Source organism: Bifidobacterium sp. ESL0822 (assembly GCF_052606675.1).
The window spans coordinates 507,871-531,367 of sequence record NZ_CP199596.1 but is presented as its reverse complement, the minus strand read 5'-3'; the positions used below and the strand labels follow the sequence as shown (position 1 = coordinate 531,367).

The 23,497-nt window shown below is 62.8% G+C and carries 17 protein-coding genes and 4 tRNA genes; 7 read left to right on the top strand and 14 right to left on the bottom strand.

All coding sequences use genetic code 11. The features are described 5' to 3' along the window. Positions 1 to 22: 22 nt before the first annotated feature. The 5 genes from ACUIAF_RS02165 to ACUIAF_RS02145 form a co-directional block, all read right to left on the bottom strand. Complete coding sequence (locus ACUIAF_RS02165; RefSeq protein WP_445338888.1) at positions 23 to 1,309, bottom strand: glycosyltransferase family 4 protein; 1,287 nt, start codon at positions 1,307 to 1,309, stop codon at positions 23 to 25. Continuing rightward, the gene (locus tag ACUIAF_RS02160) at positions 1,284 to 2,294 is read right to left on the bottom strand and encodes a phosphatidylinositol mannoside acyltransferase (RefSeq protein WP_445338887.1); all 1,011 of its coding nucleotides are present in this window, start codon (positions 2,292 to 2,294) and stop codon (positions 1,284 to 1,286) included. Before ACUIAF_RS02160 ends, ACUIAF_RS02165 begins: the two co-directional genes overlap by 26 nt. Before the next feature lie 4 nt (positions 2,295 to 2,298). Next, positions 2,299 to 2,973, bottom strand: a complete 675-nt coding sequence (pgsA, locus tag ACUIAF_RS02155) for a phosphatidylinositol phosphate synthase (protein ID WP_445338886.1) — start codon at positions 2,971 to 2,973, stop codon at positions 2,299 to 2,301. Positions 2,974 to 2,976: 3 nt separating this feature from the next. Beyond that, positions 2,977 to 5,022 carry a threonine--tRNA ligase gene (gene thrS / locus ACUIAF_RS02150; RefSeq protein ID WP_110417211.1) on the bottom strand — a complete coding sequence of 682 codons (2,046 nt, stop codon included), beginning with the start codon at positions 5,020 to 5,022 and terminating at the stop codon, positions 2,977 to 2,979. Positions 5,023 to 5,098: 76 nt separating this feature from the next. Continuing rightward, positions 5,099 to 5,929 carry a PAC2 family protein gene (locus tag ACUIAF_RS02145; RefSeq protein ID WP_445338885.1) on the bottom strand — a complete coding sequence of 277 codons (831 nt, stop codon included), beginning with the start codon at positions 5,927 to 5,929 and terminating at the stop codon, positions 5,099 to 5,101. Between the two features lie 162 nt (positions 5,930 to 6,091). On the opposite strand from ACUIAF_RS02145, the gene ACUIAF_RS02140 reads away from it, so the two are divergent. The 4 genes from ACUIAF_RS02140 to ACUIAF_RS02125 all read left to right on the top strand — a co-directional run bounded on the left by ACUIAF_RS02140 (position 6,092) and on the right by ACUIAF_RS02125 (position 6,462). After that, positions 6,092 to 6,164: transfer RNA gene (locus tag ACUIAF_RS02140), tRNA-Gly, on the top strand. Between the two features lie 28 nt (positions 6,165 to 6,192). Continuing rightward, a tRNA-Cys gene (locus ACUIAF_RS02135) sits at positions 6,193 to 6,263 on the top strand. A 23-nt stretch (positions 6,264 to 6,286) separates the two neighbouring features. Next, positions 6,287 to 6,358, top strand: a tRNA-Val gene (locus tag ACUIAF_RS02130). A 31-nt stretch (positions 6,359 to 6,389) separates the two neighbouring features. Beyond that, positions 6,390 to 6,462: transfer RNA gene (locus tag ACUIAF_RS02125), tRNA-Val, on the top strand. Between the two features lie 588 nt (positions 6,463 to 7,050). Here the strand turns inward: ACUIAF_RS02125 and ACUIAF_RS02120 are convergent. From ACUIAF_RS02120 to ACUIAF_RS02110, 3 genes are all read right to left on the bottom strand, one after another. Then, positions 7,051 to 7,704, bottom strand: coding sequence for a helix-turn-helix transcriptional regulator (locus ACUIAF_RS02120; RefSeq protein WP_445338884.1), 654 nt, complete (start codon positions 7,702 to 7,704; stop codon positions 7,051 to 7,053). 744 nt (positions 7,705 to 8,448) lie between these two features. Beyond that, the gene (locus ACUIAF_RS02115) at positions 8,449 to 11,631 is read right to left on the bottom strand and encodes an RCC1 domain-containing protein (protein ID WP_445338883.1); all 3,183 of its coding nucleotides are present in this window, start codon (positions 11,629 to 11,631) and stop codon (positions 8,449 to 8,451) included. 515 nt (positions 11,632 to 12,146) lie between these two features. Next, positions 12,147 to 13,022, bottom strand: coding sequence for an undecaprenyl-diphosphate phosphatase (locus ACUIAF_RS02110; protein ID WP_445338882.1), 876 nt, complete (start codon positions 13,020 to 13,022; stop codon positions 12,147 to 12,149). A gap of 145 nt (positions 13,023 to 13,167) precedes the next feature. Here ACUIAF_RS02110 and ACUIAF_RS02105 point away from each other — a divergent pair, with 145 nt between their 5' ends. Beyond that, a complete protein-coding gene (locus ACUIAF_RS02105) occupies positions 13,168 to 13,962 on the top strand; it encodes a fructosamine kinase family protein (protein WP_445338881.1) in 795 nt (264 codons plus the stop codon). Positions 13,963 to 13,972: 10 nt separating this feature from the next. Here ACUIAF_RS02105 and dnaJ read toward each other — a convergent pair whose 3' ends face one another. Together dnaJ and hrcA are read right to left on the bottom strand one after the other, a co-directional pair. Further along, entirely contained in the window at positions 13,973 to 15,109 is a 1,137-nt protein-coding gene (gene dnaJ / locus ACUIAF_RS02100; protein ID WP_445338880.1) for a molecular chaperone DnaJ, read from the bottom strand. A gap of 84 nt (positions 15,110 to 15,193) precedes the next feature. Next, positions 15,194 to 16,267 carry a heat-inducible transcriptional repressor HrcA gene (gene hrcA, locus ACUIAF_RS02095; protein WP_445338879.1) on the bottom strand — a complete coding sequence of 358 codons (1,074 nt, stop codon included), beginning with the start codon at positions 16,265 to 16,267 and terminating at the stop codon, positions 15,194 to 15,196. A gap of 184 nt (positions 16,268 to 16,451) precedes the next feature. Here hrcA and tkt point away from each other — a divergent pair, with 184 nt between their 5' ends. Both tkt and tal read left to right on the top strand, forming a co-directional pair. Then, entirely contained in the window at positions 16,452 to 18,554 is a 2,103-nt protein-coding gene (gene tkt, locus ACUIAF_RS02090; RefSeq protein ID WP_445338878.1) for a transketolase, read from the top strand. Between the two features lie 157 nt (positions 18,555 to 18,711). After that, positions 18,712 to 19,821, top strand: a complete 1,110-nt coding sequence (tal, locus tag ACUIAF_RS02085) for a transaldolase (protein WP_445338877.1) — start codon at positions 18,712 to 18,714, stop codon at positions 19,819 to 19,821. Between the two features lie 112 nt (positions 19,822 to 19,933). On the opposite strand, the gene hemH is transcribed toward tal, so the two are convergent. The 4 genes from hemH to secG form a co-directional block, all read right to left on the bottom strand. Further along, positions 19,934 to 20,857, bottom strand: coding sequence for a ferrochelatase (gene hemH, locus ACUIAF_RS02080; RefSeq protein ID WP_445338876.1), 924 nt, complete (start codon positions 20,855 to 20,857; stop codon positions 19,934 to 19,936). Beyond that, positions 20,850 to 22,247: an MFS transporter gene (locus ACUIAF_RS02075; protein WP_445338875.1), complete on the bottom strand. Its 1,398-nt coding sequence runs from the start codon at positions 22,245 to 22,247 to the stop codon at positions 20,850 to 20,852. The genes hemH and ACUIAF_RS02075 overlap by 8 nt, the downstream gene beginning before the upstream one ends. 4 nt (positions 22,248 to 22,251) lie before the next feature. Beyond that, positions 22,252 to 23,010: a hydrogen peroxide-dependent heme synthase gene (hemQ, locus tag ACUIAF_RS02070; RefSeq protein WP_445338874.1), complete on the bottom strand. Its 759-nt coding sequence runs from the start codon at positions 23,008 to 23,010 to the stop codon at positions 22,252 to 22,254. Between the two features lie 233 nt (positions 23,011 to 23,243). Then, entirely contained in the window at positions 23,244 to 23,492 is a 249-nt protein-coding gene (secG, locus tag ACUIAF_RS02065; RefSeq protein ID WP_045924434.1) for a preprotein translocase subunit SecG, read from the bottom strand. Positions 23,493 to 23,497: the final 5 nt, after the last annotated feature.

Genomic DNA, 23,497 nt, shown 5'->3' with positions numbered 1-23,497 from the left:
CTAGTTCCGCTCTTCGACAATTTTACGGGTTTTCAGGCCCTTCCGTGGAGGCTTCATCGTAAGGAGAACCAGCCTTCCGGCCCACCAGCCTGCCCAGCAGGCCACGGCGATGATCGGGCCTTGCTGCCAGGGCCCGGGCATAGACATCCAGAACCTGGTCGGTGACCCGCTCCCAGTCGTAGTCGCTGGCCCGACGCATTCCGCACGAGGCCAGGTTCAGGCGGGTGGGCCGGTCATCCAGCAGGCTCAGGATGACCCGGGTGCAGTCCTGGGGGTCCCCGATTGCGAACAGACGCGCGCTGCGGCCCTTCTGGGAGACATCCTCGAAGGCGGGCAGGTCCGAGGCCACCACCGGGCAGCCAGCAGCCATGGCCTCGACCAGCACGATACCAAAGCTCTCCCCCCCGGTCTGCGGGGCCACATACAGATTCAGGCTGTGATAGAAGGAGGCCTTGTCCTCGTCGCTGATCCGACCCAGGAAGGTGAAGTGCCGGGCCAGTCCGGGATCGACGGCTTCAAGTATTTTCCGTGCCTCCGCCTGGCCGTCCCCAGCGCACAGGAAGCGGGCTCCGGGCACGCGCTGCAGAATGGCAGGTGCGGCCTGGGCCAGAATCCTGAACCCCTTGCGCTCCTCCTTCATCCGTCCCAGGAAGCCGATGGTGGGCTCCCGCTCGCTCCCCTGCCATTCTGGTCGCGGCCGGGCATTCCGCAGGGCTCGGGTCTCGATGCCGTTGGGGATGATCTGGCTGGGTATGCCCGGTTCCAGCAGATTCTTGGCGTTCTGCATGGCCGAGGGACTGACGAAGATGGCCTGGCTGATGTTGGCCAGGTATCGGCGCAGGTAGCGCCTGGTCAGTCTCAGTGCCAGCGGCGTCGAATCGAAGGCCGCATGGAAGGTGGCCACATAGGGGCAGGGAATGAATCCGGGCCTCAGAGGCTTGTGGCTCAGGGAGGGGACCTCGGGCTCGTGCAGGTGCAGGATGTCGAAGTGGCCCTGTCTGACCCACTGCCTGGTCTTGTGGCCGGCCACGCCAAAGTAGCTCAGGTTGGCCACCGATCCGTTGTAGGGAATGGAGAAGGAGGAACCGGTGGTCTGCACCCAGAGGGGCATGTCCTGTGTGCGTCGGCCCGGGGCCAGGACCTGCACCTGGTGGCCACGGTCCATAAGATGCCTGGCGAAGTCGCGGATGTGCAGTTGGACGCCGCCCGGGGTCTCGAAGGAGTAGGGCGAGATGATCCCCACCCGCAGAGGCGCCTTGATGGCGGTCCGCTCCGGCTCCTGCTCAGGCCTTTGCTCGGGTGCCTTCATGCCCGTCACCTCCCTTGTTCTTGGATGCCTGGGCCAGGATGAAGTCCGGCAGGTCGTGCATCCGGGAAAGATCCAGATCCTCAAGGAAAATCGGCTGGAGCATGTGCCAGTCCTCTGGATGTTCGCGAATGCCCTGGGTCCACTGGTCCACCCATGCCTGGGTCAGGTCCTTGATGGCCTGCTCCCGGGGCATGTCAAGGTAGGGCTCGATGGCGATGGGCCCGTCCACCTGGCAGACATAGCCGTAGGGGGCCTTGGCCTTCCGGCGGCGCTCCCCCGTCAGCCTTTCCCTGTGCATGTTCACGGTATACAGGGGCAGACGGGCATCCAAGGCGATGACGGCAGGTCCGGCGGCCACGCGAATCCAGGAATCGAAGGCCTTGACGAAGACGCCTCGGCGGCTCAGATCACGGTCGGCCAGCAGGGGCACCACCTGGTCAGGCTTCCGCAGCAGGGTCGTCAGACGGCCGGTGATGTCCGGCTCGCCGGTCAGCAGGATGTTCATGCCCAGGCGGCGACGGATGTCCGCAAAGGTGTTCAGCATCCCAGGGTCCCGCAGCCGCTCGGCCACCGTGGTGACCTGGCCTACCGTGGAGCAGGCCCAGAAGCCCGCGTAGTCCCAGTTGCCCTGGTGGCCCATGCCGATGGGCAGGGAGCGCAGGCCGATGTCGCTCTTGGCCGGATCCGGGTAGGCGTTGCCGCCGCCGTGTATGCGCGCCAGCAGCTGCTCCTTGGTGCGGGCTCCCACGGTCAGGGCCTCGACGAAGTAGACGAAGTAGGAGCGCATGCCCTGGCGCGAGGTGCGCCGCAGGCTGCGACGGCCGGCCTCTGGCATGACATGGGCCAGGTTGCGCTCCAGCTGTCTGACGCCGCCTATCTGGAACAGCCAGCAGAGGTCGGCCGCCGCCAGGAAGAGGCCGCGCAGCAGCCGCTCGGGCACCAGACGCGCGTGCTGCGCCAGGAAGATGAGCAGTCGGTCCGGCATAGGCTCACTCGTGGCTGGGGTTGGCGGGCTGCGGGTTGCGGCCCATGTCCTTGGCGACGTGGCTGATCCGCTGCCAGACGGTGACGATGCCCAGCAGGGCCAGCAGGACCAGGAAGCAGCTGAGCACGGCCAAGGGCAGCCCGGCACCGGTCAGGGCCATGCCCACCAGGATGATGACCAGCCGGTCCGACCTGGTGGCGATGCCGTTCTTGGCCTCGAAGCCCTCGGCCTCGGCCCGGGCCCGAGCGTAGGAGGTGACGAAGGAGGTCATGATGGCGAAGAGCGCAGCAGCCATGCCCACCTGGGCCCAGATGTCGGGACCCTGGTGGCTGCCATCGGCCACCCAGGCCAGCTCATGGCGGCGCAAGAAGATGATGACCCCGGCCAGGACGGCCCAGTCGGCTATCCGGTCAAGGGTGGAGTCCAGGAAGCCCCCGAACTGGGTGCCACCGCCGGTCAGCGCGGCTACGGAGCCATCCAGGGAGTCGAAGGCCACCAGAATGGCCAGGACGATGGCCCCGGGGAGGAGCCAGCCGGTGAACCCGGTCACGATGGCTACCAGAGTTGTGCCTACGGCTCCGATGATGGTGACACCGTTGGCGCTCACGCCCAGATGAACCAGGCCGCGGGCGATGGGGGCGATGATGCGCTTCCAGGGGCGCCGTAGATGCTCGAACATTGGTCAGTCCTGACTGCAGGAGGTGTTCGCTCGGAAGTCGTCTGCCGAGTTGATCTGGGCGCGGACCTTGATGGCCTCGTTGATCCAGGCGCGGGCCTGCTCCACGGGCACCCCGTTGAGCTGGCTGCCGTCGCGGAAGCGGAAGGAGACCGCGTTCTTGGAGGCATCCTCCTCGCCGGCGATCAGGATGAAGGGGGCCTTGGACTTGGCCGCGTTGCGGATCTTCTTGCCGAAGCGGTCGTCGGAGCGGTCGATCTCGCAGCGGACCATGTCGTCGCGCAGCTGATCAAGCAGGTGCTCCAGGTGGGGGGCGAACTCGTCGGCCACGGGCACGGCCTGCACCTGGACCGGGGCCAGCCAGGCCGGGAAGGCGCCGGCGTAGTGCTCCAGCAGGATGGCGAAGAAGCGCTCGATGGATCCGAAGAGCGCCCGGTGGATCATGACCGGACGCTGGTGGGAGCCGTCGGCGGCGATGTACTCCAGCTGGAAGCGCTCGGGCAGGTTGAAGTCCAGCTGAATGGTGGAGACCTGCCAGGTGCGCCCGATGGCGTCGCGTGCCTGCACGGAGATCTTGGGCCCGTAGAAGGCGGCGCCCTCGGGGTCGTCGACCAGCTCCAGCCCGGAGTCCTTGGCCACCTCGGCCAGGGTGTTGGTGGCCTCCTCCCAGACCTCGTCGGAGCCGACGAACTTGTTGGGATCCTTGGTGGACAGCTCCAGATAGAAGTCGTTGAGGCCGAAGTCCTTCAACACCTTGAGCACGAACTGGAGCAGGTTGGTCAGCTCCCCCTTCATCTGGTCCCTGGTGCAGTAGATGTGGGAGTCGTCCTGGGTCAGGCCGCGCACGCGGGTCAGGCCGTGGACCTCGCCGGACTTCTCGTAGCGGTAGACGGTGCCGAACTCGAACAGCCGCAGGGGCAGCTCCTTGTAGGAGCGCTGGCGGGACTTGAAGATCAGGTTGTGCATGGGGCAGTTCATGGGCTTCAGGTAGTAGTCGAAGCCCTGGCGGGTGACCTTGCCGTTGGCGTCCTTCTCCTCGTCCAGGTGCATGGGCGGGTACATGCCGTCCTTGTACCACTGCAGGTGGCCCGAAATCTCGTAGAGGTGGCCCTTGGTGATGTGCGGGGTCTGCACGAAGGAGTAGCCGTTGCGCCGGTGCATTTCACGGGAGTAGTCCTCCATGGCGTTGATGACGGCCGCGCCCTTGGGGTGGAAGACGGGTAGTCCGGGCCCGATCTCGTCCGGGAAGGAGAAGAGGTCCATCTCGGCGCCCAGCTTGCGGTGGTCGCGGCGGGCGGCCTCTTCCAGACGGGCGGTGTAGGCCTTCATGTCGTCCTTGTTGGCCCAGGCGGTGCCGTAGATGCGCTGGAGCATGGGGTTCTTCTCGTCCCCGCGCCAGTAGGCGGCGGCCGTGCGCATGAGCTTGAAGCTGCGGATGTAGCGGGTGTTGGGCAGGTGGGGGCCCCGGCAGAGGTCCTTCCAGACCGTATTACCCTCGCGGTCCAGGTTGTCATACATGGTCAGCTCGCCGCCGGTGGCCACCTCGGTGGCCTCCTCGCTGTTGATCTCGGCCTCCTTGGCCCCGATCAGCTCCAGCTTGTAGGGCTGGTCGGCCTCCTCCTTGCGGGCCTCCTCTTCGGTGACTACGCGCCGGCGGAAGCTCTGGGAGGACTTGATGATCCGCTTCATCCGCTGTTCGATCTGCTTGAGGTCGTCGGGGGTGAAGGGCTTGTCCACGTCGAAGTCGTAATAGAAGCCATCCTTGATGGCCGGACCGATGCCCAGCTTGGCGTCCGGACGAATCTCCTGGACGGCCTGCGCCATGACGTGGGTGGCCGAGTGCCGCATGATGGCCAGTCCCTGGTCGCTCTCCAGGGTGATGGGCTCGACCTTGTCACCCTCGTGCAGGGGTGTGTAGAGGTCGCGTGGCTGCCCGTTGAGGTCGACGGCGATGATGTCCTTGTCGTCAGCAAAAAGCTGGACGCCAGTTTGATCCGCCGCCACCTCCTTCCGTTCGCCCTTGACGATGATGGAGATGCTCGACTGTGTCATGAATGCCGTCCTTGCTATCGGAGCCCGCGTTACAGGGTGCAGGCTGGACATGGTTATCGAGCCACAGCCTAGGTCGTCACTCAGACAAGGAGGGGCCTTTGTTGCCCATGGAGCGCAGATAATCCTCGGCTTCCCGGACCAGCTCTTCGGCGGCCGGCTCGTCCACCTGGGCCTGGTCGACATCCATCTCCAGACGGTGGACGTAGTTGGCCAAGTCGTCGTTGCAGCGCAGCAGCATTCCGGCCTGGGCCTTCCACTCGGCGGCCTTGCGGGGCAGCTCCCCCTCGTCAAGGTGGACGCCGAGCATGGCCGAGAGCCTTTGCAGGAGCTGCAGGGTGCCCTGGGCGCACTCGTCGCTGCCCAGGTATTGGGGAACGGAGACCCAGATGGACTCGGTGCTGTAGCCGTCCTGGGTGGCCAGGGCGTCCAGAACGGTGGGGATGCCTATGGGGCCGGAATGGCCGTCGGTGTCGGTCTTGGGCTGGTCGCCGGCCAGGTCGTCGATGGGCAGGGGCCTGGTGTGGGGGCAGTCGGCGAACATGGCGCCCAGGGTGATGATGGCCTCCGCCTCGTCGTCTTCGGCCCAGTGGATGCTGCGCCGGCAGAAGTCGCTCCAGTGGTAGTTGGGCTCCGGGCCCATCTCCAGCAGGAGGGTGTGGGTGTTATCAATCCGCACCCGGTAGATCTTGGCGGAGGGCCAGATGATCCGCCGTCTACCCTGCACATGGCAGAGCATGGGCCGTGACATCTGATAGTCGTAGAACCCGTCGCCCGGAATGCTGCCGATCTCGTGGGACTCGTAGACGTTCAACAGGTGGCGGATGACGTTGGTCGAGGCTGAGCACGCATCGTTCCAGCCATCGAAGGCGGCCACCATGGTGCAGTGCTGCCTGGCTTCTTCACTCATACCTCTCACCCTACCGGTAGGAAGCCTTGTATTTGGCGGCTTTGCCATCAGCGGAGGGTGGCTCTATGACGCGGCGACACGCGCTTTTTGCCAAGTGCGGAGGTCTACGCTACAGTAGTGCAACGTGCTTCGGCAGTCACCACCACGGTGAAAGTTGAAAGTGCGGGCATAGCTTAGTTGGTAAAGCGCGACCTTGCCAAGGTCGAGACCGCGGGTCCGAGTCCCGTTGCCCGCTCGAGGTTTTCGAGCAGTTTAACCAATACGGTGGGTTAGCCAAGCGGTTAGGCAGCGGCCTGCAAAGCCGTATAGACGAGTTCGACTCTCGTACCCACCTCTCTCTCGAAACGAGAATGACCCGGGCGGTTGGCGCAGAGGTAGCGCACTTCCCTGACACGGAAGGGGTCACTGGTTCGAATCCAGTATCGCCCACGAGGATCACTTCGGTGGTCTTTTCCAATCCGGGCGATTGGCGCAGCGGCTAGCGCACTTCGTTCACACCGAAGGGGTCGCAGGTTCGATTCCTGCATCGCCCACCTGGATTTTCTACCTCTCCCCTATCTCCTTTCTAGTGATAGTCCTCAGTCAGTGTTTGTTGGTTTGCAAACCTTCTCAACTCTCATTGATATTCGACTCGCAGATTACTGAATCAGGAATTTAGCTAATAAATTATTGTTACCAATCCAGCCAAGGTTTACTGTTCAGGCTCGCTTAGAGCAGCCAATCCCGCTGAATTGCGCACTGGTTGCCGCTTGCAATGCCGGTTGTCATGGCGGACAGCGAACGGAGTGTTGAGCATGTCCGGGACCTTGTGATAATTTGCTCTTAGCAACAGGTCGGGGGACCTGCCAAAAACGGGAGTACCTGATGCATCCTTGAAGAGGTGATAGTATGAAGAAAGGCCTAGGCCAATGAGGGCACGTAACTAGCCTGGCTGATTCTGCACTGCATCACAGCTTGAGGAAACTGTGGGCTCCCTGTTTTACCTATGTCATACTTGCGTGGTCTGTCTGTGTGGCCACGTTCCGGTTGTCGCCAGTGGCGGCGGCCGTGCTGTAAAGCTCCTCCGGCGGCACAGAAATATACCCCCCTCTCCTGCCGCCGGAGGTTTTACTTTTTAGGCCCTATTTGAGGGCCTGCAGGTACCGGTAGAGGGTGGGGATCGAAATCTTGAGCTCGGGGGCGACGATGCCCACCGCGCCCTTGATGAGGAAGATGCCCCGGTCCTTGATGTTGCGGATGATGTCCAGCCTGTCCTGTTTGGTCAGCTTGTCCATGGGGATGTTGAACTGGCGGACCTCATCCCTGGTGATCCTGCGGATGTTCTCGGCAGGCTCCTCGCTCACGTGGCGGCGGGAGGTCTCGGTGGAGATCTGCACATCGTTGGAATCGATCGAGGACAGGGTCTGCAGCACGTGGGCGGCCTGCTGCAGCTCGGTGATGTTGATGCTGATGCAGAGCAGGCCAATGACAGTCTGCTCCTGGTTGCGGATCAGGTAGGAGGAGACGCGGAACTCGTGCTTGTTCAGGCGGCGCCCTCGGTAGTCGGAGACGAAGTCGGCCCCGTCCTGGTCTGCCCGTATGGCCAGTTGTCGGGTCTGGTCTGTGACTGCGTCGCCCAGGGAGCGTCCGGAGAGCTGACCGTTACGGATGAATACGATGGAATTCTCCGGGCGGGTGATGTCATGCACAACAATCTCGGCCATGGGACCGAAGGAATCGGCTATGAATTCTGCCAGGGGAAATACCTCTTCAAGGTTGTCTACTGTGAAGTGCATGGCTGATCCTCAACATCCTAACAGGGCGGCTTGTAGCCACCGGTTGGTGCTGCGGGAAGCGAAAGGTATTGGATGGCGTGATATGGTCCATCACCTCCATACCAGCCAATCGGCCTCCTCTAATCCCGTATATTAGACCTTCTTTTGCGCACTTCAGTCCTTTGCATACGGCCTATTGAGACCGCAGGAGTGCCGAAGTGCCGAAGGAGTTTTCATGGTAACGCATCAAGGCAGCTGAATCTTGCTTTTCGTAAACCCGGCCAGTCGTAACGGACCCGGCATCGTAGCGGAGCTGCTTGACATGAATCCTGCAGGCCAGAAAGACGGCGGAAACCTGGTAATCGTGGAAAACCGAGTGATTCAGAAGCCGAGCATCATTGCCTGTAGCGTGTCTATGACAAAGTACAGGAATAATGTGAACCTGGTCATATTATTCGGGATCGGCTGGATTTGAAAGCGACTTTGCCATAGATGTTGAACGGGCTGATACGATACGTGCCTAAATGAGCAAACAGTAGCTGGGCTGGCTGTGGGTTTCTGCCAGTGGCCAGCCTGGCCGCTGTTTCCCCCTCTCCGAGGCAGGGCGGGGGCGTGCATGCCTGCCCTTGGCTTCTGTCTGCAGAAGTGTGGTGGGGGAGCGAAAGGAAGTGTCAGCTTTTTTGGGTTTGAGCCTTAAGTAACACGCTCCTCCCTGCTCCACCTATGTGGCCGGGGGCGGGGGATTGATACGCCTCCCGGCCTGTCTTACTCGTGCGAAGCATGAAGCAGCTGGTGCTGTTCTCTTCGGTGGCGGCGTGAGGCCAGGACCCCGCCCATGCCGGTCATGCCGGTGGTCAGGGCCAGCAGGATGCCTTCCCCTCCGGCTCTTGGGAGCACGCCTGCGGGCAGGTACGTGTATCGGAGGGAGGTGTCCGGCGTTTGGGGTGTACCGCCCAGCGTGTAGTCCACGCTGACCGTGACCATGCCCGGCTGGTGTGCGGGCGTGAGTACGCTGACGCTGCTGCCATCGCCGCTTTTCAAGTTCGTGCCGGGGCTGGTGTCGAATCTGACGCCGGTTATCACCGGCGGCAGGTTGAACACCACCGGCACAGGAACAAGACTCCCGGTTTTGTTGTTATTTGAGCCTGTAGGGATGCTGTTGTTGCCGAGCTGGCCATAGCCGTTGTCTCCCCAGGCGTAGGCGTTGCCGTCACTGCCCAAGGCCAGCGAATGATATTGCCCGGTGCTGACCAGTACGGCTTTCAGTCCCTTGCTTGTGTCAGCGGGGCTGGCGGAATCAGACACAAGCACAGGAACAGTCGAATCCTTGCTGCTGTTGTTACCGAGCTGGCCGTTGCTGTTGAACCCCCAGGCGTAGGCGTTGCCGTCACTGCCCAAGGCCAGCGAATGCCAGAATCCGGCTGTGACATTTACAGCTTTCAGCCCTTTGTCCGCATCATTGGGGCTGGCGGGGTTGCGCACGCGCACAGGATTAGGATTCGGGCTGAAGAATCCGCCTTTGCTGTTGTTTCCGAGCTGGCCACTGAAGTTGTACCCCCAGGCGTAGGCGTATCCGTCGCTGCCAACGGCCAGCGAATGCAGGTATCCGGCACCGATCTGTGCATAGGTAAAATCCGTGGGCGTGCCTGCAGGTGTCCCCACTTTGACCGGCGTAGCTCGGTCGGTGCTCGTCCCGTCGCCGAGCTGGCCAAAGTTGTTTAATCCCCAGGCGTAGGCGTTGCCGTCGCTGCCCAGAGCCAGCGAATGAAAGGCTCCGGCACGGATCTGCACGTAGGTGAAATCCGTGGACGTGCCTGCAGGCTTCTTGACCCTGACCGGCGTAGCTCGGTCGGTGCTCGTCCCGTCGCCGAGCTGGCCGGAGTTGTTGTACCCCCATGCATAGGCGTTCCCGTCGCTGCCCAGAGCCAGCGAATGATGGTATCCGGCGCTGACCTGCACGTAGGTGAAATCCGTGGACGTGCCTGCAGGCTTCTTGACCCTGACCGGCGTATGCTGGTCGGTGCTCGTCCCGTCGCCGAGTCGGCCATCATCGTTCCGTCCCCATGCGTAGGCGTTGCCGTCGCTGCCCACGGCCAGGGAATGCTGGCTTCCGGCGCTGACCTGCACGTAGGTGAAATCCGCAGGCAGGTCCGGATACGTCTTGCGATCAGGCTGCTTCACCATGACCGGCGTAGACCGGGCGTTTTCGGAGGTTGTCCCGTCTCCGAGCTCACCCTTCTTGTTGCCTCCCCAGGCGTAGGCGTTGCCGTCGCTGCCCACGGCCAAAGAAAAACCAAAGTCTGTAACCGAGACGAATGATGATGCGCTGACCTGGCTGAATCTGATGCCTCGCCTGGCGCTGTCAGGCGGGGTGATGGTCGTGGATTCGCCGCCCAGTTGACTGCCCTTGTCGGGACTGATGCTCCACGTGCTGTTCCGGCTTTTCAGCGTCCACTTAGCGGTCAGGGTCAGGTTCTTGTCGACGGGCTTGCTGAAATCATAGGCGATCTGACCGATGAACCACCCGTCGAACAGAAAGCCCTCACGCGCCGGGTCGGGGGAGGGCCTCTTCACCCTGCCGTTCGGAGTGGCGAAATTCTGGTCTGCTGGTTCTGGTTTTCCTCCGCCCGTATCGAAGTGGACCGTGAGTGTGGATCGTGGTTCGACGTCTCGTGTCAGCGGCTGGTCGACCGTGTACTTCAGGCTCCTGGTGAAGGGCTGGCCGTCCTGCCTGCCGGTGATGGTGATGGCGGCTGGTCCCGGCTTGTGGGCGGGTATGTTCGTCTGCCATAAGTCGTTGTTCCTGGTGAGTTTGAGCGGCTGGCCGTCCATGCTGGCTGTTTCCAGGCTGGGCACCTGGGTTGTGTCGAGTCTGGCTGGCTTGCCGGGCTGACCCTGCTCGTCCAGGCTCCACGCGAACATGTTGCCCTGCCGGTCGATGGCGGTGATCCTGCTGCCGGCCTTGACGGCCTGCATGTACTGCTGGCTCCCGTCATCCGCCCGGATGGGTGTTTCACCGGGCTTCCAAGCCCAGATGCGGCCTTTGGAATCAACCAAAGCTGCTTGTGTTGTATTGACGCTTATTGCTGTCACGGCAGAATGGTTGGGCAAGAACAGCGATTCTGTCTGGCTTTGTCCATTGTCTAGATAGCTGGTCTGGCCTGTCGAGTCCAGCAGCACGAAGCCATGATCCATGGCTGATACCTGAACAATGCGGTTGGCAAGCTTGATTGGTTGGATCTGTTTAGCATCAGTAGCCGCCGGCTTCCAAGTCCAGACCTGGCCCTTGTTATCCAAGGCGAGCAGGCGGTCCGCATTACCAGTCACCTTGACTGCCAATGCCTGTCTGGGCAAACTTATGGCCTTTCCTGTTGACTCACCCATATTGGTCCAAACATGGACTTTACCGTTTTGGCCCACAGCTATGAGGTGGTCAGCAGCTATGGCAATGCTGGCGTACGTTGTGGAGTCTGAGACGAGCAAAGCTGGCGTATCCTCGCTCTTATTCCAGGTGTAGATGCGGTGGTCTTGGCTCAAGGCCGCGTAGCTATCACCAACGACTCCAGCTATGAATCGCATGTCGTCGGACGCATTTGAAGGTGATGGCACCTGAACAGGCATTTCAGCGTTCGGTGTCCAGGTGAATAGGCGGCCATCGCCGGTCATGCCGATCAGCTTGTTGTCATAGGCTGCCAATGTGCTGAAGGAAAGCGAATCCGCATTCGGGGGTGTGATGGTGATGCTGGTGTCACCAGAAGCCGGAGCATGGTCAGGACTGAGCGCCCAATTAGAAACAGGGGTCCACCTGGCCTTCAAGATGATGTCCCTGGTGATCGGGGTGTGGAAATCCATCAGTGTGTCACGCTCGGACCAGCCGTCAAACCGGTAGCCGTCACGCTTCGGATTATCAGCAGGTGGTGATGCCAAGGCTCCATCCTGCACGGTCACGCGTTCAGATCTGGTCCCATCGGCGGGGTCGAACACCACAGTGTGCGAATCGGTAGAAGGCTGGCTTTCGATAGGTGGAGAAGGGCTAGACGGGGAGATTCTCGGGGATTGGGAAGGACCAGTTGGAGACTGACTAGTAGAAGGGGAAATTGATGAAGTCGTCAGCGGCGAGGATGAAGGCAGACTGGAAGGTTGTAGATGGCCTAGGGAACCGTCATTTATTTGATCAGGATAGCTGCCCTCTCCCTCGTTGGCATCTGAAACAGAGGCGAAGACTGTGCCGGTTGCCATGCCGGTCAGCAGCAGGGGTATCAGCAATAATGCTGATAGTAGTGACCTTAGGCTAAACTTATGGATACAAAAATCGGCAGACGTCGACAACGAAGCCACGGCAAACCTCCCCAAAGAATGCAGGATGCCCACTGACCCCTGTCCCCCGCAACCTTGGGCATCACGTGGCCAAATCCTATCACGTAGCCAAGTGAGCGTCGAATCCCCCGGCAGTTCACCCAGGCTCAGCTGGCCGCCACGCCCCCTACTGCGGGCAGGGCGCCGACCATGAGCATGATGGCCACGAAGATGGCCAGGCCGATCCGGTAGATGACGAATCCCCGGTAGGAGAAGCGCGAGACGATCTTCAAAAAGGCGATAATAACGATGTATCCCAGCAGGAAGCTGACCACGGTGGCGCAGATGGTGGCCCCCCAGCCTGGGAAGGCGGCGTCCGCATTGATGTTCTTCAAGGATTTGACCGTCTCGAGGATGCCGGCGCCGAAGACGGCAGGGATGGCCATGAGGAAGCTGACCCGGGTGGCGGACTCGCGGGTGTAACCCAGGGCGCGGCCGAAGGTCATGGTGCCGCCCGAGCGGGATACGCCGGGGATCAGGGCCAGCATCTGCCCGATGCCGAAGAGCAGGGCGTCCCGGGCGCTCATCTGGCGGATCTCCTTGTTCTGGCGGCCGTGGCGGTCGAAGTAGTCCAGCAGCAGGCCGAAGACGATCAGCACCACCACGGTGATCCAGAGGTTGCGCAGCTTGGTCTCGATTATGTTCTGGAAGAGCAGGCCCGCCACCACGATGGGCAGGGTTCCCAGAATGATGTACCACCCCAGGGCCGCATCATGGTCCTTGGAGCCCATCCGCTCACGCCAGGAGGAGCCGTCCTTGCCGGCCAGGCAGCGGAACCAGTGGGTCAGTATGCGGGCGATGTCATGCCGGAAGTAGAGCAGGACCGCCAGCTCGGTGCCGAATTGGATGATGGCTGTGAAGGCTGCGCCCGGATCCTGGCCCAGCAGGCCGCCCACAATGCGGATATGGGCGCTGGATGAGACGGGGAAATACTCCGTCAGGGCCTGCACCAGGCCGAACAGAATGGCTTCGAAGAAATTCATGGACCCCTCTTGCTATGTCGGACAACAATGGCAAGCATAGCCACCACGCTGGGCAGACAGAGCCGAGGGCCGGGCATGTCTCGCAGAATGCCCACAATGGGTCTTGTCGGAATCGACGACTCGACGAATAGGGGTGTGGATCATCATGGCCAAGACCTACAGAAAATCCAGGGGCGGGGCCCCGGCGGGATTCTTCGAGTGTGAGGGGCGCGGGCTTCAATGGCTGGGTCAGGCCCAGGCGCAGGGCGGTCCCCGGGTGGTGGATGTCTATGACTGGGGCCCGGACTACCTGGACATCGAGGAGGTGACCTCCGCCTCCCCCACGCCTGGTGCCGCCTACCGCTTCGGTGCCCAGCTGGCCCACATGCATGATGCCGGGGCCGATCACTTCGGCTCCGCGCCCGAGGGCTACACGGGCACCTGCTACTTCGGACCCCTGCAGGATCCGCTGCCCATGGACGTGGGTGACTGGGAAGACCCGGCCACCTACTGGGGCGAGGGACGGCTGAAGCCCATGGTGGGCATGGCCATGGATCGGCGGGCCCTGAACCGCGATGACATGAAGATGACCGAAGAGGTGATCCAGGCCCTGCCGGAGCTGCTGGGCGCGGCCGCCAATGACAAGCCCGCCCGGGTCCACGGGGACCTGTGGAGCGGGAACGTCATGTGGACCAGGAACGACGGGAACACCCAGGCCGTCCTGATCGACCCTGCGGCCCATGGCGGCCACCGCGAGGAGGACCTGGCCATGCTGCAGCTGTTCGGCATCCCCTACCAGGGGCAGATTCTGGACGGCTACCAGAGCGTGCACCCGCTGGCGGCCGGTTACCGGAACCGGACCACGCTCTGGCAGCTCTACGCCATCGCCGGGCACTGCGCCTTCTTCGGCGGCGGCTATGTGAGCGAGTACCGGTCCATGTGCCGGTCGCTGCTGGGCTGACTCAGCCGACTCAGCTGAAGATGTCCTTGAGCTTGCCGAAGATCCCCTTGCGGCCCCCGGCTCCGGCAGGCTTGGCGCTCTGCGGGACCTGCCTGGCCTCGGAGTCGTGGCTGTTGGCGAAGTCCTCAATCAGGCGGCGCTGATCGTCGTCCAGCTTGGTGGGGATTTCGACCAGCACGTGGACGATGATGTCGCCGCGCTCTTCCCGGTTGCCCAGTCTGGTGACGCCCAGGCCCTTGATGGTGATCTCCTGGTCAGGCTGGCAGCCGGCGGGAATGTCCACCTGGCGCTGACCGTCGAAGGTTTCCAGGTCGACCTGGTGGCCCAGCACGGCCCAGGTCATGGGCACGGCAATCCAGCAGTGCAGGTCCTGGCCGCTGCGGGTGTAGTGCTTGTCGGGCTTGATGCTGATGTCCACGTACAGGTCGCCGGCTGCGCCGCCGCCCTCGCCCACCTCGCCCTGGGAGGCCAGCCGCAGCCGGGACCCGTCAGCCACGCCTGCGGGCACGTTGACGCCAACCTCGCGCCTGGTGCGCACACGGCCATGGCCGTTGCAGACCGGGCAGGGGTGCTCGATGATGGTGCCGTGGCCCTCGCACCGCTCGCAGGGTGCCTGGCTCATCATCTGCCCCAGCAGGGTCCGTACCACCTTCTGGGCATAGCCCTTGCCGTTGCAGACCGGGCAGGTCACCGGGGAGGTTCCCTTCTGGGCCCCCGAGCCGCCGCACTCCTGGCAGAGGCCGTAGGTGCTGATGGGGGTGCGCACCACGCCGCCGAAGATGGCGGTTTTCATGTCCACGGAGACCTGGGCCAGGGCGTCCCGGCCGGGCTGGGTGCGCGGAATGGGCCCCTGGGCGGCGCCCCCGAAGCCGCCGCCGAAGAACTGGTTGAAGACGTCGCCCATGTCGAAGGGGCCGCCTGCCTGGGAGGCCTGGGGGTCGTTGGGGTCCACGCCCGCGTCGTACATGCGCCGCTTTTCGGGGTCGGAGAGCACCTCGTAGGCGCTATTGACCTCCTTGAACTTGTCCTCGTATTCAGGCCCGGCGATGTCCGGGTGGTACTTGCGGCTCATCTTGCGATAGGCACGCTTGATGTCCTGATCGCTCGCGCCGCGCTCGACTCCCAAAACCTCGTAGTAATCTGCCACCGATCATCCTTTTCGTTTGATGCCCTCTCGACCCATAGTTGCATGGGCCCACGATACCTATGACTTATGCGTTTGCCTTGACGGTCACGGTTCCCCGTCGCCGGCCAGGAAACCGGTCAGATAGGAGGCCACGGCACGAACCGCGCTCATGGTCGCCGGATAGTCCATATGGGTCGGGCCGATGGAGCCTACAAAGGCGACCGGCTCGTCGGCTTCGGAGCCGTCGGTCTGCCTGGACCGGGCATGCCCGTATCCGCTGGTGACCACCGAGGCGTGGGCCAGTTCCGGGGTCCGTGTCTCGGTGCCGATGGCCACGCTGACTCCGTTGCTTTCACGTGAGAGCTCGCTCTGGGCCCGCATGAGCCGCATGAGCACCACCTGCTCCTCCAGGGCGTCCAAGAGTGAGCCCAAGTCTCCCAGGGAGACGGCCTGGCTGTGGGTCAGCTGTGAGGTGCCGGCCATATAGAGGCCGCTGGTCTGCTCCCGGGTGGCCATCTCGTCGAAGACCGTGGCCACCAGGCGCAGCATGGATTTGTCGCGGCCCTCGGCAAGGGAGTCAGCCAGCAGGCGGCAACGGTCGGCGGCGCGGTCCAGGGGCAGGTCCTGGCACTGCCTATTTATCTGGTCGGACAGGTCCGCCAGGGCGTTCGGGTCCTCCTGCAGGGGCCCGTGCAGGGTGCGCTGGACCACCCGGCCAGTGTCGGTGATGACCACCATAAGCACGGTCCCCCGGCTCAGTCCTATGAGCTCGGCCCGGCGCAGGTTCGAGCTGGCCAGGGAGGGCGAGGCCACCACGGCGATCTGCCCGGTGATCTGGGCCAGAAGCCGGGCGGCGTGCTGCAGGGTGTCCTCCAGGTTGACTGACCCGGACAGGAAGGCGTTGATCCCCCGGCGCTGGGCGGCGGACAGGGGCACGATGGTGGCCAGCCTGTCGACGAAGTAACGATAGCCCTTCTGGGTGGGGATGCGGCCGGCCGAGGTGTGGGGCTGGACCAGGTAGCCCTCGCTCTCCAGGGCCGCCATGTCGTTGCGCACGGTGGCGGAGCTGACTCCAAGCTGATGATTTCTGGTGAGCGAACCCGACCCTACCGGCTCGCGAGAACGGATATAGTCCTCGACGATCGCGCGCAGCACCAGCATGCGTCTGGTATTAGGCAATGTCGCTCCTTCCGTCATGGTTTCATTATTAGCACTCGGGCCATGAGAGTGCCAAAACGTCGTGCGAAGAGCCGAATTGTGTCGTCTCAAACCGATACGATGGAAACGCATAGTGAAGGTAATCGAACATTTTCGACACAAGTCGAACATGGAGACCTCTACATTGGAAGGAAAGCAGCACCATATGGCAGATTTCACATGGTCCGAACTCGATGAGCGGGCTGTCAAGATGGCCAAGGTCCTCTCGGCCGACGCGGTCGAGAAGGCCGGAAGCGGCCACCCCGGCTCCCCTATTTCGCTGGCGCCCATCGCCTACGCGCTCTACCAGCACTTCATCCGTCACGACCCCAACGACCCCGACTGGGTCGGGCGTGATCGGTTCATTCTTTCCGGCGGCCACGCCTCGCTGACCCAGTACGTGCAGCTATACTTCTCCGGATACGGACTGACCCTGGACGATCTGAAGCGCTTCCGCACCGCCGGCACCAGGACCCCCGGCCACCCCGAGTACGGCCTGACCCCCGGCATCGAGATGACCACCGGCCCGCTGGGCCAGGGTCTGGCCTCGGCCGTGGGCTTCGCCTATGGACAGCGTTACGAGCGCGGTCTGCTGGATCCGGATGCACCCGAGGGGCAGTCCCCCTTCGACCATAAGGTCTGGGTCATCTGCGGCGAGGGAGACGTCGAGGAGGGCGTCTCCTCCGAGGCCAGCTCCCTGGCCGGCGACCAGCGCCTGGGCAACCTGACCGTCATCTTCGATGCCAACCACATCCAGATCGAGGGCGACACCCGCATCGCCCTGGGTGAGGACATTCTCAAGCGCTACCAGGCCTACGGCTGGTACACCGACGAGTTCAGCTTCATCCAGCCCGACGGCTCCTACAAGGAGGACGTCGAGGGCCTGGCTGCCGTCCTGGAGAAGGCCGAGCAGGTCACCGACCGGCCAAAGTTCATCAAGGTTGACACCCTGATGGCCTGGCCCACCCCCGGCAAGACCAACGATCCTTCAGCCCACGGCTCAGCCCTGGGCGCCGAGGCCGTGGCCGGCCTGAAGAAGACCCTGGGCTACGACCCTGAGCAGAGCTTCCAGATCGACGAGGAGGCCCTGGCCCACGCCCGCGAGGTTGCCCAGCGCGGTCTGGCCGCCCACAAGGATTGGGACGAGAAGTACCAGGCCTGGCGCAAGGCCAACCCCGACAAGGCTGACCTCTACGACCGCATCCATGCCGGCAAGCTGCCCGAAGGCTTCGACAAGGCCCTGGACGACCTGGAGTCTGGCTTCGAGCCCGGCTCCAAGGTGGCCACCCGCAAGGCCTCCGGCGCGGTCATCAACGCCCTGGCCCCCATCATGCCCGAGCTCTGGGGAGGATCCGCCGATCTGGGTGGTTCCAACAACACCAACATCAACGGTGCAGTCTCCTTCGCCCCCGAGGCCGACAAGACCGTCCAGTGGCCCAAGGCCAGCAAGTACGGCCGCCAGCTGCACTTCGGCGTGCGCGAGTTCGCCATGGGCGCCATCACCAACGGCATCCTGCTGGGTTCGGACACCAGGCCCTACAACGGGACCTTCTTCCAGTTCAGCGACTATGAGCGCCCCTCGGTGCGCCTGGCCGCCCTGATGGACATCCCCAACCTGTATGTGTGGACCCACGACTCCGTGGCCCTGGGCGAGGATGGCCCCACCCACCAGCCCATCGAGCACCTGACCGCCGTGCGCGCCATCCCCCAGATGGAGGTTGTGCGCCCGGCCGATCAGTACGAGACCGCTGAAGCCTACCGCGCCTTCTTCGAGAAGGACAACACCCACCCCACGGCCATGATCCTGACCAGGCAGGGCGTGCCCACCCTGGAGGAGACCAAGGCCAAGGCCCGCGAAGGCGTGCGCAAGGGCGCCTACGTGCTGGTCGACACCGAGGGCCAGCCCGACGTGCTGATCATGGCCTCCGGCTCCGAGGTGCAGCACGCTGTGGCCGCCTCCAAGACCCTGGCCGAGCAGGGCGTCAAGGCCCGCGTCATCTCCGTGCCCTCGCTGGAGTGGTTCGAGGAGCAGGACGACGAGTACAAGGAAGCTGTTCTGCCCGCCTCCGTCAAGGCCCGCGTCTCCGTTGAGGCCGGACTGGCCACGCCCTGGTACAAGTACCTGGGCAGCTATGGCAAGCCCGTCTCCATCGAGCAGTTCGGCCTGCAAGGAAGCGGCGACGAGAACATGCGCGACCTGGGCATCACCGCCGATCATGTGGTCGAAGCAGCACAGGCCTCCCTGGAGGAAGTCCGTCGGGCCAACTGAACCCGGCATCGTGATCAATAGGGGGGCCGTCCGTGACGCCGGCCCCCTCCCCTTGCAGGCACGCCCGAAACGCGGGCCTGTGGGAATACAGCAACAGACTTCCCGGTAGTGCATAGTGAATGTGATTCCATCGGGAACCCAAATAAGGAGTGACAAGATGGCAGAAAATGCAAACACCCAGCGCACCAGCGATTCAGGTGTCTCGATCTGGCTGGACGATCTGAGCCGCACCCGCATCGAATCGGGCAATCTGCAGCAGCTGATCGCCGAGCGCAATGTGGTGGGCGTGACCACCAACCCCTCGATATTCCAAAAGGCTTTGAGCCAGGTGGGTCCCTATGACGAACAGCTCAAGCAGCTGGGCCGAATACCCGTCGAGGAAGCCGTCCGTGAGCTGACCACAACCGACGTGCGCAACGCGACCGACATCTTCCGGGAAGTTGCCGAGAAGACCGACTACGTGGATGGACGTGTCTCCATCGAGGTCGATCCTCGTCTGGCCCATAACACCGAAGAGACCGAGAAGCAGGCCGAGGAACTCTGGGCCAAGGTCGACCGTCCCAACGCCATGATCAAGATTCCCGCCACTTTGGAGGGCCTGCCTGCCATCACCGCCACCCTGGCCAAGGGTATCTCGGTCAACGTGACCCTGATCTTCTCTCTGGAACGCTACAAGCAGGTCATCGACGCCTTCATCGAGGGCATGGTCCAGGCCGACAAGAACGGCCATGACCTGAAGCACATGGGCTCGGTCGCCTCTTTCTTCGTCTCCCGCGTGGACACTGCGGTTGACAAGCTGCTGGAGGCCAATGGCTCGGACGAGGCCAAGTCCCTTGAGGGCAAGGCTGCTGTGGCCAACGCCCGTCTGGCCTACGAGCTCTTCGAGAAGGCCTTCGACAGCGATCCTCGCTGGGCCGAACTGGAAGCCAAGGGTGCCAAGCGTCAGCGTCCACTCTGGGCCTCTACCGGCACCAAGAACGCCGCCTACTCAGACTGCAAGTATGTGGACGAGTTGGTGGCCCCCGATGTGGTCAACACCATGCCTGAGAAGACCCTGAACGCTCTGGCCGATCACGGCAACGGCGCTCCTTCGGTCAAGGGCACTTACGAGGAGAGCCACCAGGTGATGCAGAAGCTGGCAGACCTGGGCATCAGCATCAAGGACGTGACCGACAAGCTGGAGGCCGATGGCGTCGCCGCCTTCATCGACTCCTGGGATTCGGTCCTCTCCGACGTGCAGAAGGGCATCGACCGCGTCAACGGCTGAGCACATGACTGAAAGTCGCTGCTATTAAAGATTGTGCCCCGTCCGGTTTTGAACCGGCGGGGCACAATTGGTATCCGTGCTGGATTTTGCTGGATATCTTGCTGCCGTGGGACTACTCTACCTTGGTCTCCTCGACCACATGCTGCAGGGTGGCGATCAGGGCGGGACTGTCGTTGGGCATGTTCAGCCTGGTCAGGGTGCCGCCGGCGGATTCGATGGCCTTGGCCAGCTCCATGTCCACGTCGTAGCAGATCTCCAGGTTGTCGGCGATGAAGCCGATGGAGGCGGAGATGATGGTCTCCATGCCGCTCTTGGTGATCAGATCCTTGGCCACGGTGACGAAATCAGGCCCGATCCAGGGCTCCTCGGTGCGGCCTGCCGACTGCCAGGCCAGTACGTACTGGTCCTCATTGAGACCGGCTGCCCGAGCCACGGCATTGCTTAGGCCGATGACCTCATCCTTGTAGGGGTCCCCTCCCTGGATGATGCGCAAGGGCAGGGAGTGGGCGCTGAAGATCACCTTGGTGTCCGGCCGGTCGGTCAGATCCTTCTTGGCCACCAGCTGGTCGCTCCAGAAGTGGATCAGCTCCTGGTGGTTCCACCAGGACCGCACCGGCAGGTATTCCATGCCCGGATGGGCCTCGATGGCCTTGCGGGCGCGATTGTGGTAGTCCTCGCTCGAATAGGAGGAGTACTGCGGGGCCAGGGGCAGGCCGATCACCCTGGTGATGCCGTCGGCGGCAATCTGGTCGACCGCATCCTTGATGAAGGGGGTGATGTACTTCAGCCCCTCGTAGACCTTGTAGGCGCCGGGATGGGCCTTGTCCAGCGCAGCCTGGAGGCCGTCGCGCTGGGCCGTGGTGATCCTGGCCAGGGGCGAAGGCAGGCCGATGGCCTTGTAACGGCCGACCAGCTGGTCCATGAGCGGCTTGGGCGGCTCCTGTCCATGGCGGATGTTGGTGTAGTACCCCCTGATGTCGGACTCCTGGTAGGGGGTGCCGTACGCCATGAGGAGGACTGCTGTAGGTTCAGTCATCAGCAACTTCTTTCTGTGAAAATGGAATGCAGTATGTCAGGCCGATATTGACCAGGGCTATGACGATGACCACCAGGAACATGTTCCTGTAGGAGGCCAGCCCGGCCTGTCCGCCCGCCTTGCCCAGCTCAATGGCCGAGGCGAAGAGCAGGGGGGCGATGGTGGTACCGATCTTCTTGCAGGCCGACAGCCCGCCGATGGCCTGCATGCGGTTCTCGGGCCCGGCCAGCCTTCCGGCGATGACCTGGAGCGGCGAGGACATCATCGAGCCCATGCCCACCCCCATCAGGAAGGACAGGACCATGAAGAGCTGCAGGTTGTGCAGGGTCAGGGTGATCACCAGGGCCATCAGGCCTATCAGCGACGACGAAAAGACCAGCGTGGTCCGGTAGCCGAACTTGTCGACCAGGAGCCCGCCAAGCCAGGACCCGACCACGGAGCCGAGCCCGACGCCGACCATGACCATGCCGGCCGAGCGGACCGGGAGCCCGAAGACGGAGTGGACATAAGTCGGAATGTAGACGAAGAGGGAGAAGAACATGCCTCCCAGCGTTCCCAGCAGCAGGGTGAGCCCGTAGGAGGGCAGCTTCAGCAGGCGGATGGGCAGGAAGGGCATGGTCTCCTTGGAGTCGCCCAGCCCCCGCTCATGCACCAGGAAGACCGCGCCGGCCACCACGGTGACCAGGAGGCATCCGATGATCAGGGCCAGATAGGCGGTGCCGTACTGCAGGAAGGTGATCGCCACCATCAGCAGGGCCAGAGCGATGCTGAAGGAGCCCAGGCCCAGGTAGTCGGTCTTCCAGGCGCGGTCGGTCTGGGAGTCGCCCATCATGAACCAGGCCAGAATAAACAAAATGGCCAGGAAGGGCAGCATCATGAAGTAGTAGGCCCGCCATCCGTGGGTGATGCCCAGGAGCATGCCCGAAAGGACCGGGCTGACCATGGCGGAAAGGCCGGCGATGATGCCCACCGTGGAGACCTTCCTGCCCTGGTTGTTCCTGCGGGCGCGCTGCAGAAGGACGTTCATGGACAGGACCATGATGCCGCTGTCTCCCAGGGACTGGATGAACCGGCCCAGCAGCATGACCGCATAGATGGGCGAGACCGCCGTCATCAGACATCCAAGGAACCAGAAGGCCAGCTCCCAGAGGAAGACCTTCCTGGTCCCGTGGGCGTCGGAGAGGTTGGAGGTGATGGGGGTGCCCACCACCAGGCCCAGGGTGTAGAGTCCGACCACCCAGGAGGAGCCCATGGTGGTTAGGCCGAAGGTCCGTGTGATGGACGGCAGCATGGTCGGCACCGCTCCCCCATCCAGCTGGGTGATGAAGACGATGACCATGAAGAACCATATGGGCGTGGAAAGGATCGATCTTCTCTCTCTTGCAGACATGGTGTTACTGTCCCATCTGGTCCGTGAGCAGCCTGTCAATGCGCTCAGGATCGGTATGGGTGCCTACCAGGAAGTAGGGGAATTCGCCGTAGATGGAGCTGGCTTCGATGTAGCGCATCTCGGTGACGATTTTCTTGAATTGGACGGGGTCGTCGGCGAAGAGGGTGACGCCCCACTCGTAGTCGTCCAGGCCGATGGAGCCCGTCAGGATGATGGAGACCTTGCCGGCGTAGGAGCGGCCGATCTTGCCGTGGTCGTGCATGTAGGCCTTGCGCTGGTCGTAGGGCAGCGTGTACCAGTTGGCGCCCGGAACGCGGGTCTTGGACATGGGGTAGAAGCAGATGTAAGGTTTGTCGGGCGTCTTGGGATGCAGGCTGGCGTTGACGTAGGACCATCCACGGTCCGTGGTCGGCTTGCCCGAGTAGAGGCCCACTTCAGTGACCGACACATAGGAGATGGTCGGCTCCAGGTAATCGGACAGTCGCAGCTTCTCCAAGGAGGTCTCGACCTCCTGCAGCTGGTCCAGGGTCTCCCTGAGGACCATCAGGCCCAGGTCGGCCTTTTGTCCATTGACCCGGCACCAGTAGTGGCTCCCCTGGCCCTGGGACTGGACCGCGTCCAGCCGTGTGGCCAAGGCCTTGAACTCGTCCAGGCATTCCCGGCGTTCGTCCTGAGGCGCTCGGCGCCACTTGGCCCAATCGATTTTCCAGAAGAGGTGAAGGCAAAACCAGCCCTCCAGGCTCGGTGCAGCTTGCTCAGCCATGAGCACATCCTTTCGCTTGCTTAGCTTGCACGACATTGTGTGGTGCGCCGCTCGTCGGGCACACCGTTCTCCACTCTATCCGTCAGGCGGCTGGATCGTTGGATTATCGGTGCATTGTGAATGACATATTGTGGTAATAGTCAAGGACTATGAGCCTTGCGCCACCGTCGCCCAGATATGGAAAAACCCCGGTCGATGCCGGGGTCAGGTATTGCAGGTATTGGTTGCTGGAATCAGGCCAGCTTGTACTTGGAAATGAGATCCAGGGCGATGATGATGGCCACCCAGATCAGGGCTACGATAATGGTCAGCCGGTTCAGATTCTTCTCAGCTGCGCCCGAGGTGCCCGCGTTGGAGCCGATTCCACCGCCGAACATGTCGGACAGGCCACCGCCCTTGCCCTTGTGCAACAGAATCAGCATGGTCAGCAGTATGCTGGCGAGGATCACAACGACTTCGAGCACAATCTTGACAATGGTCACAGCGC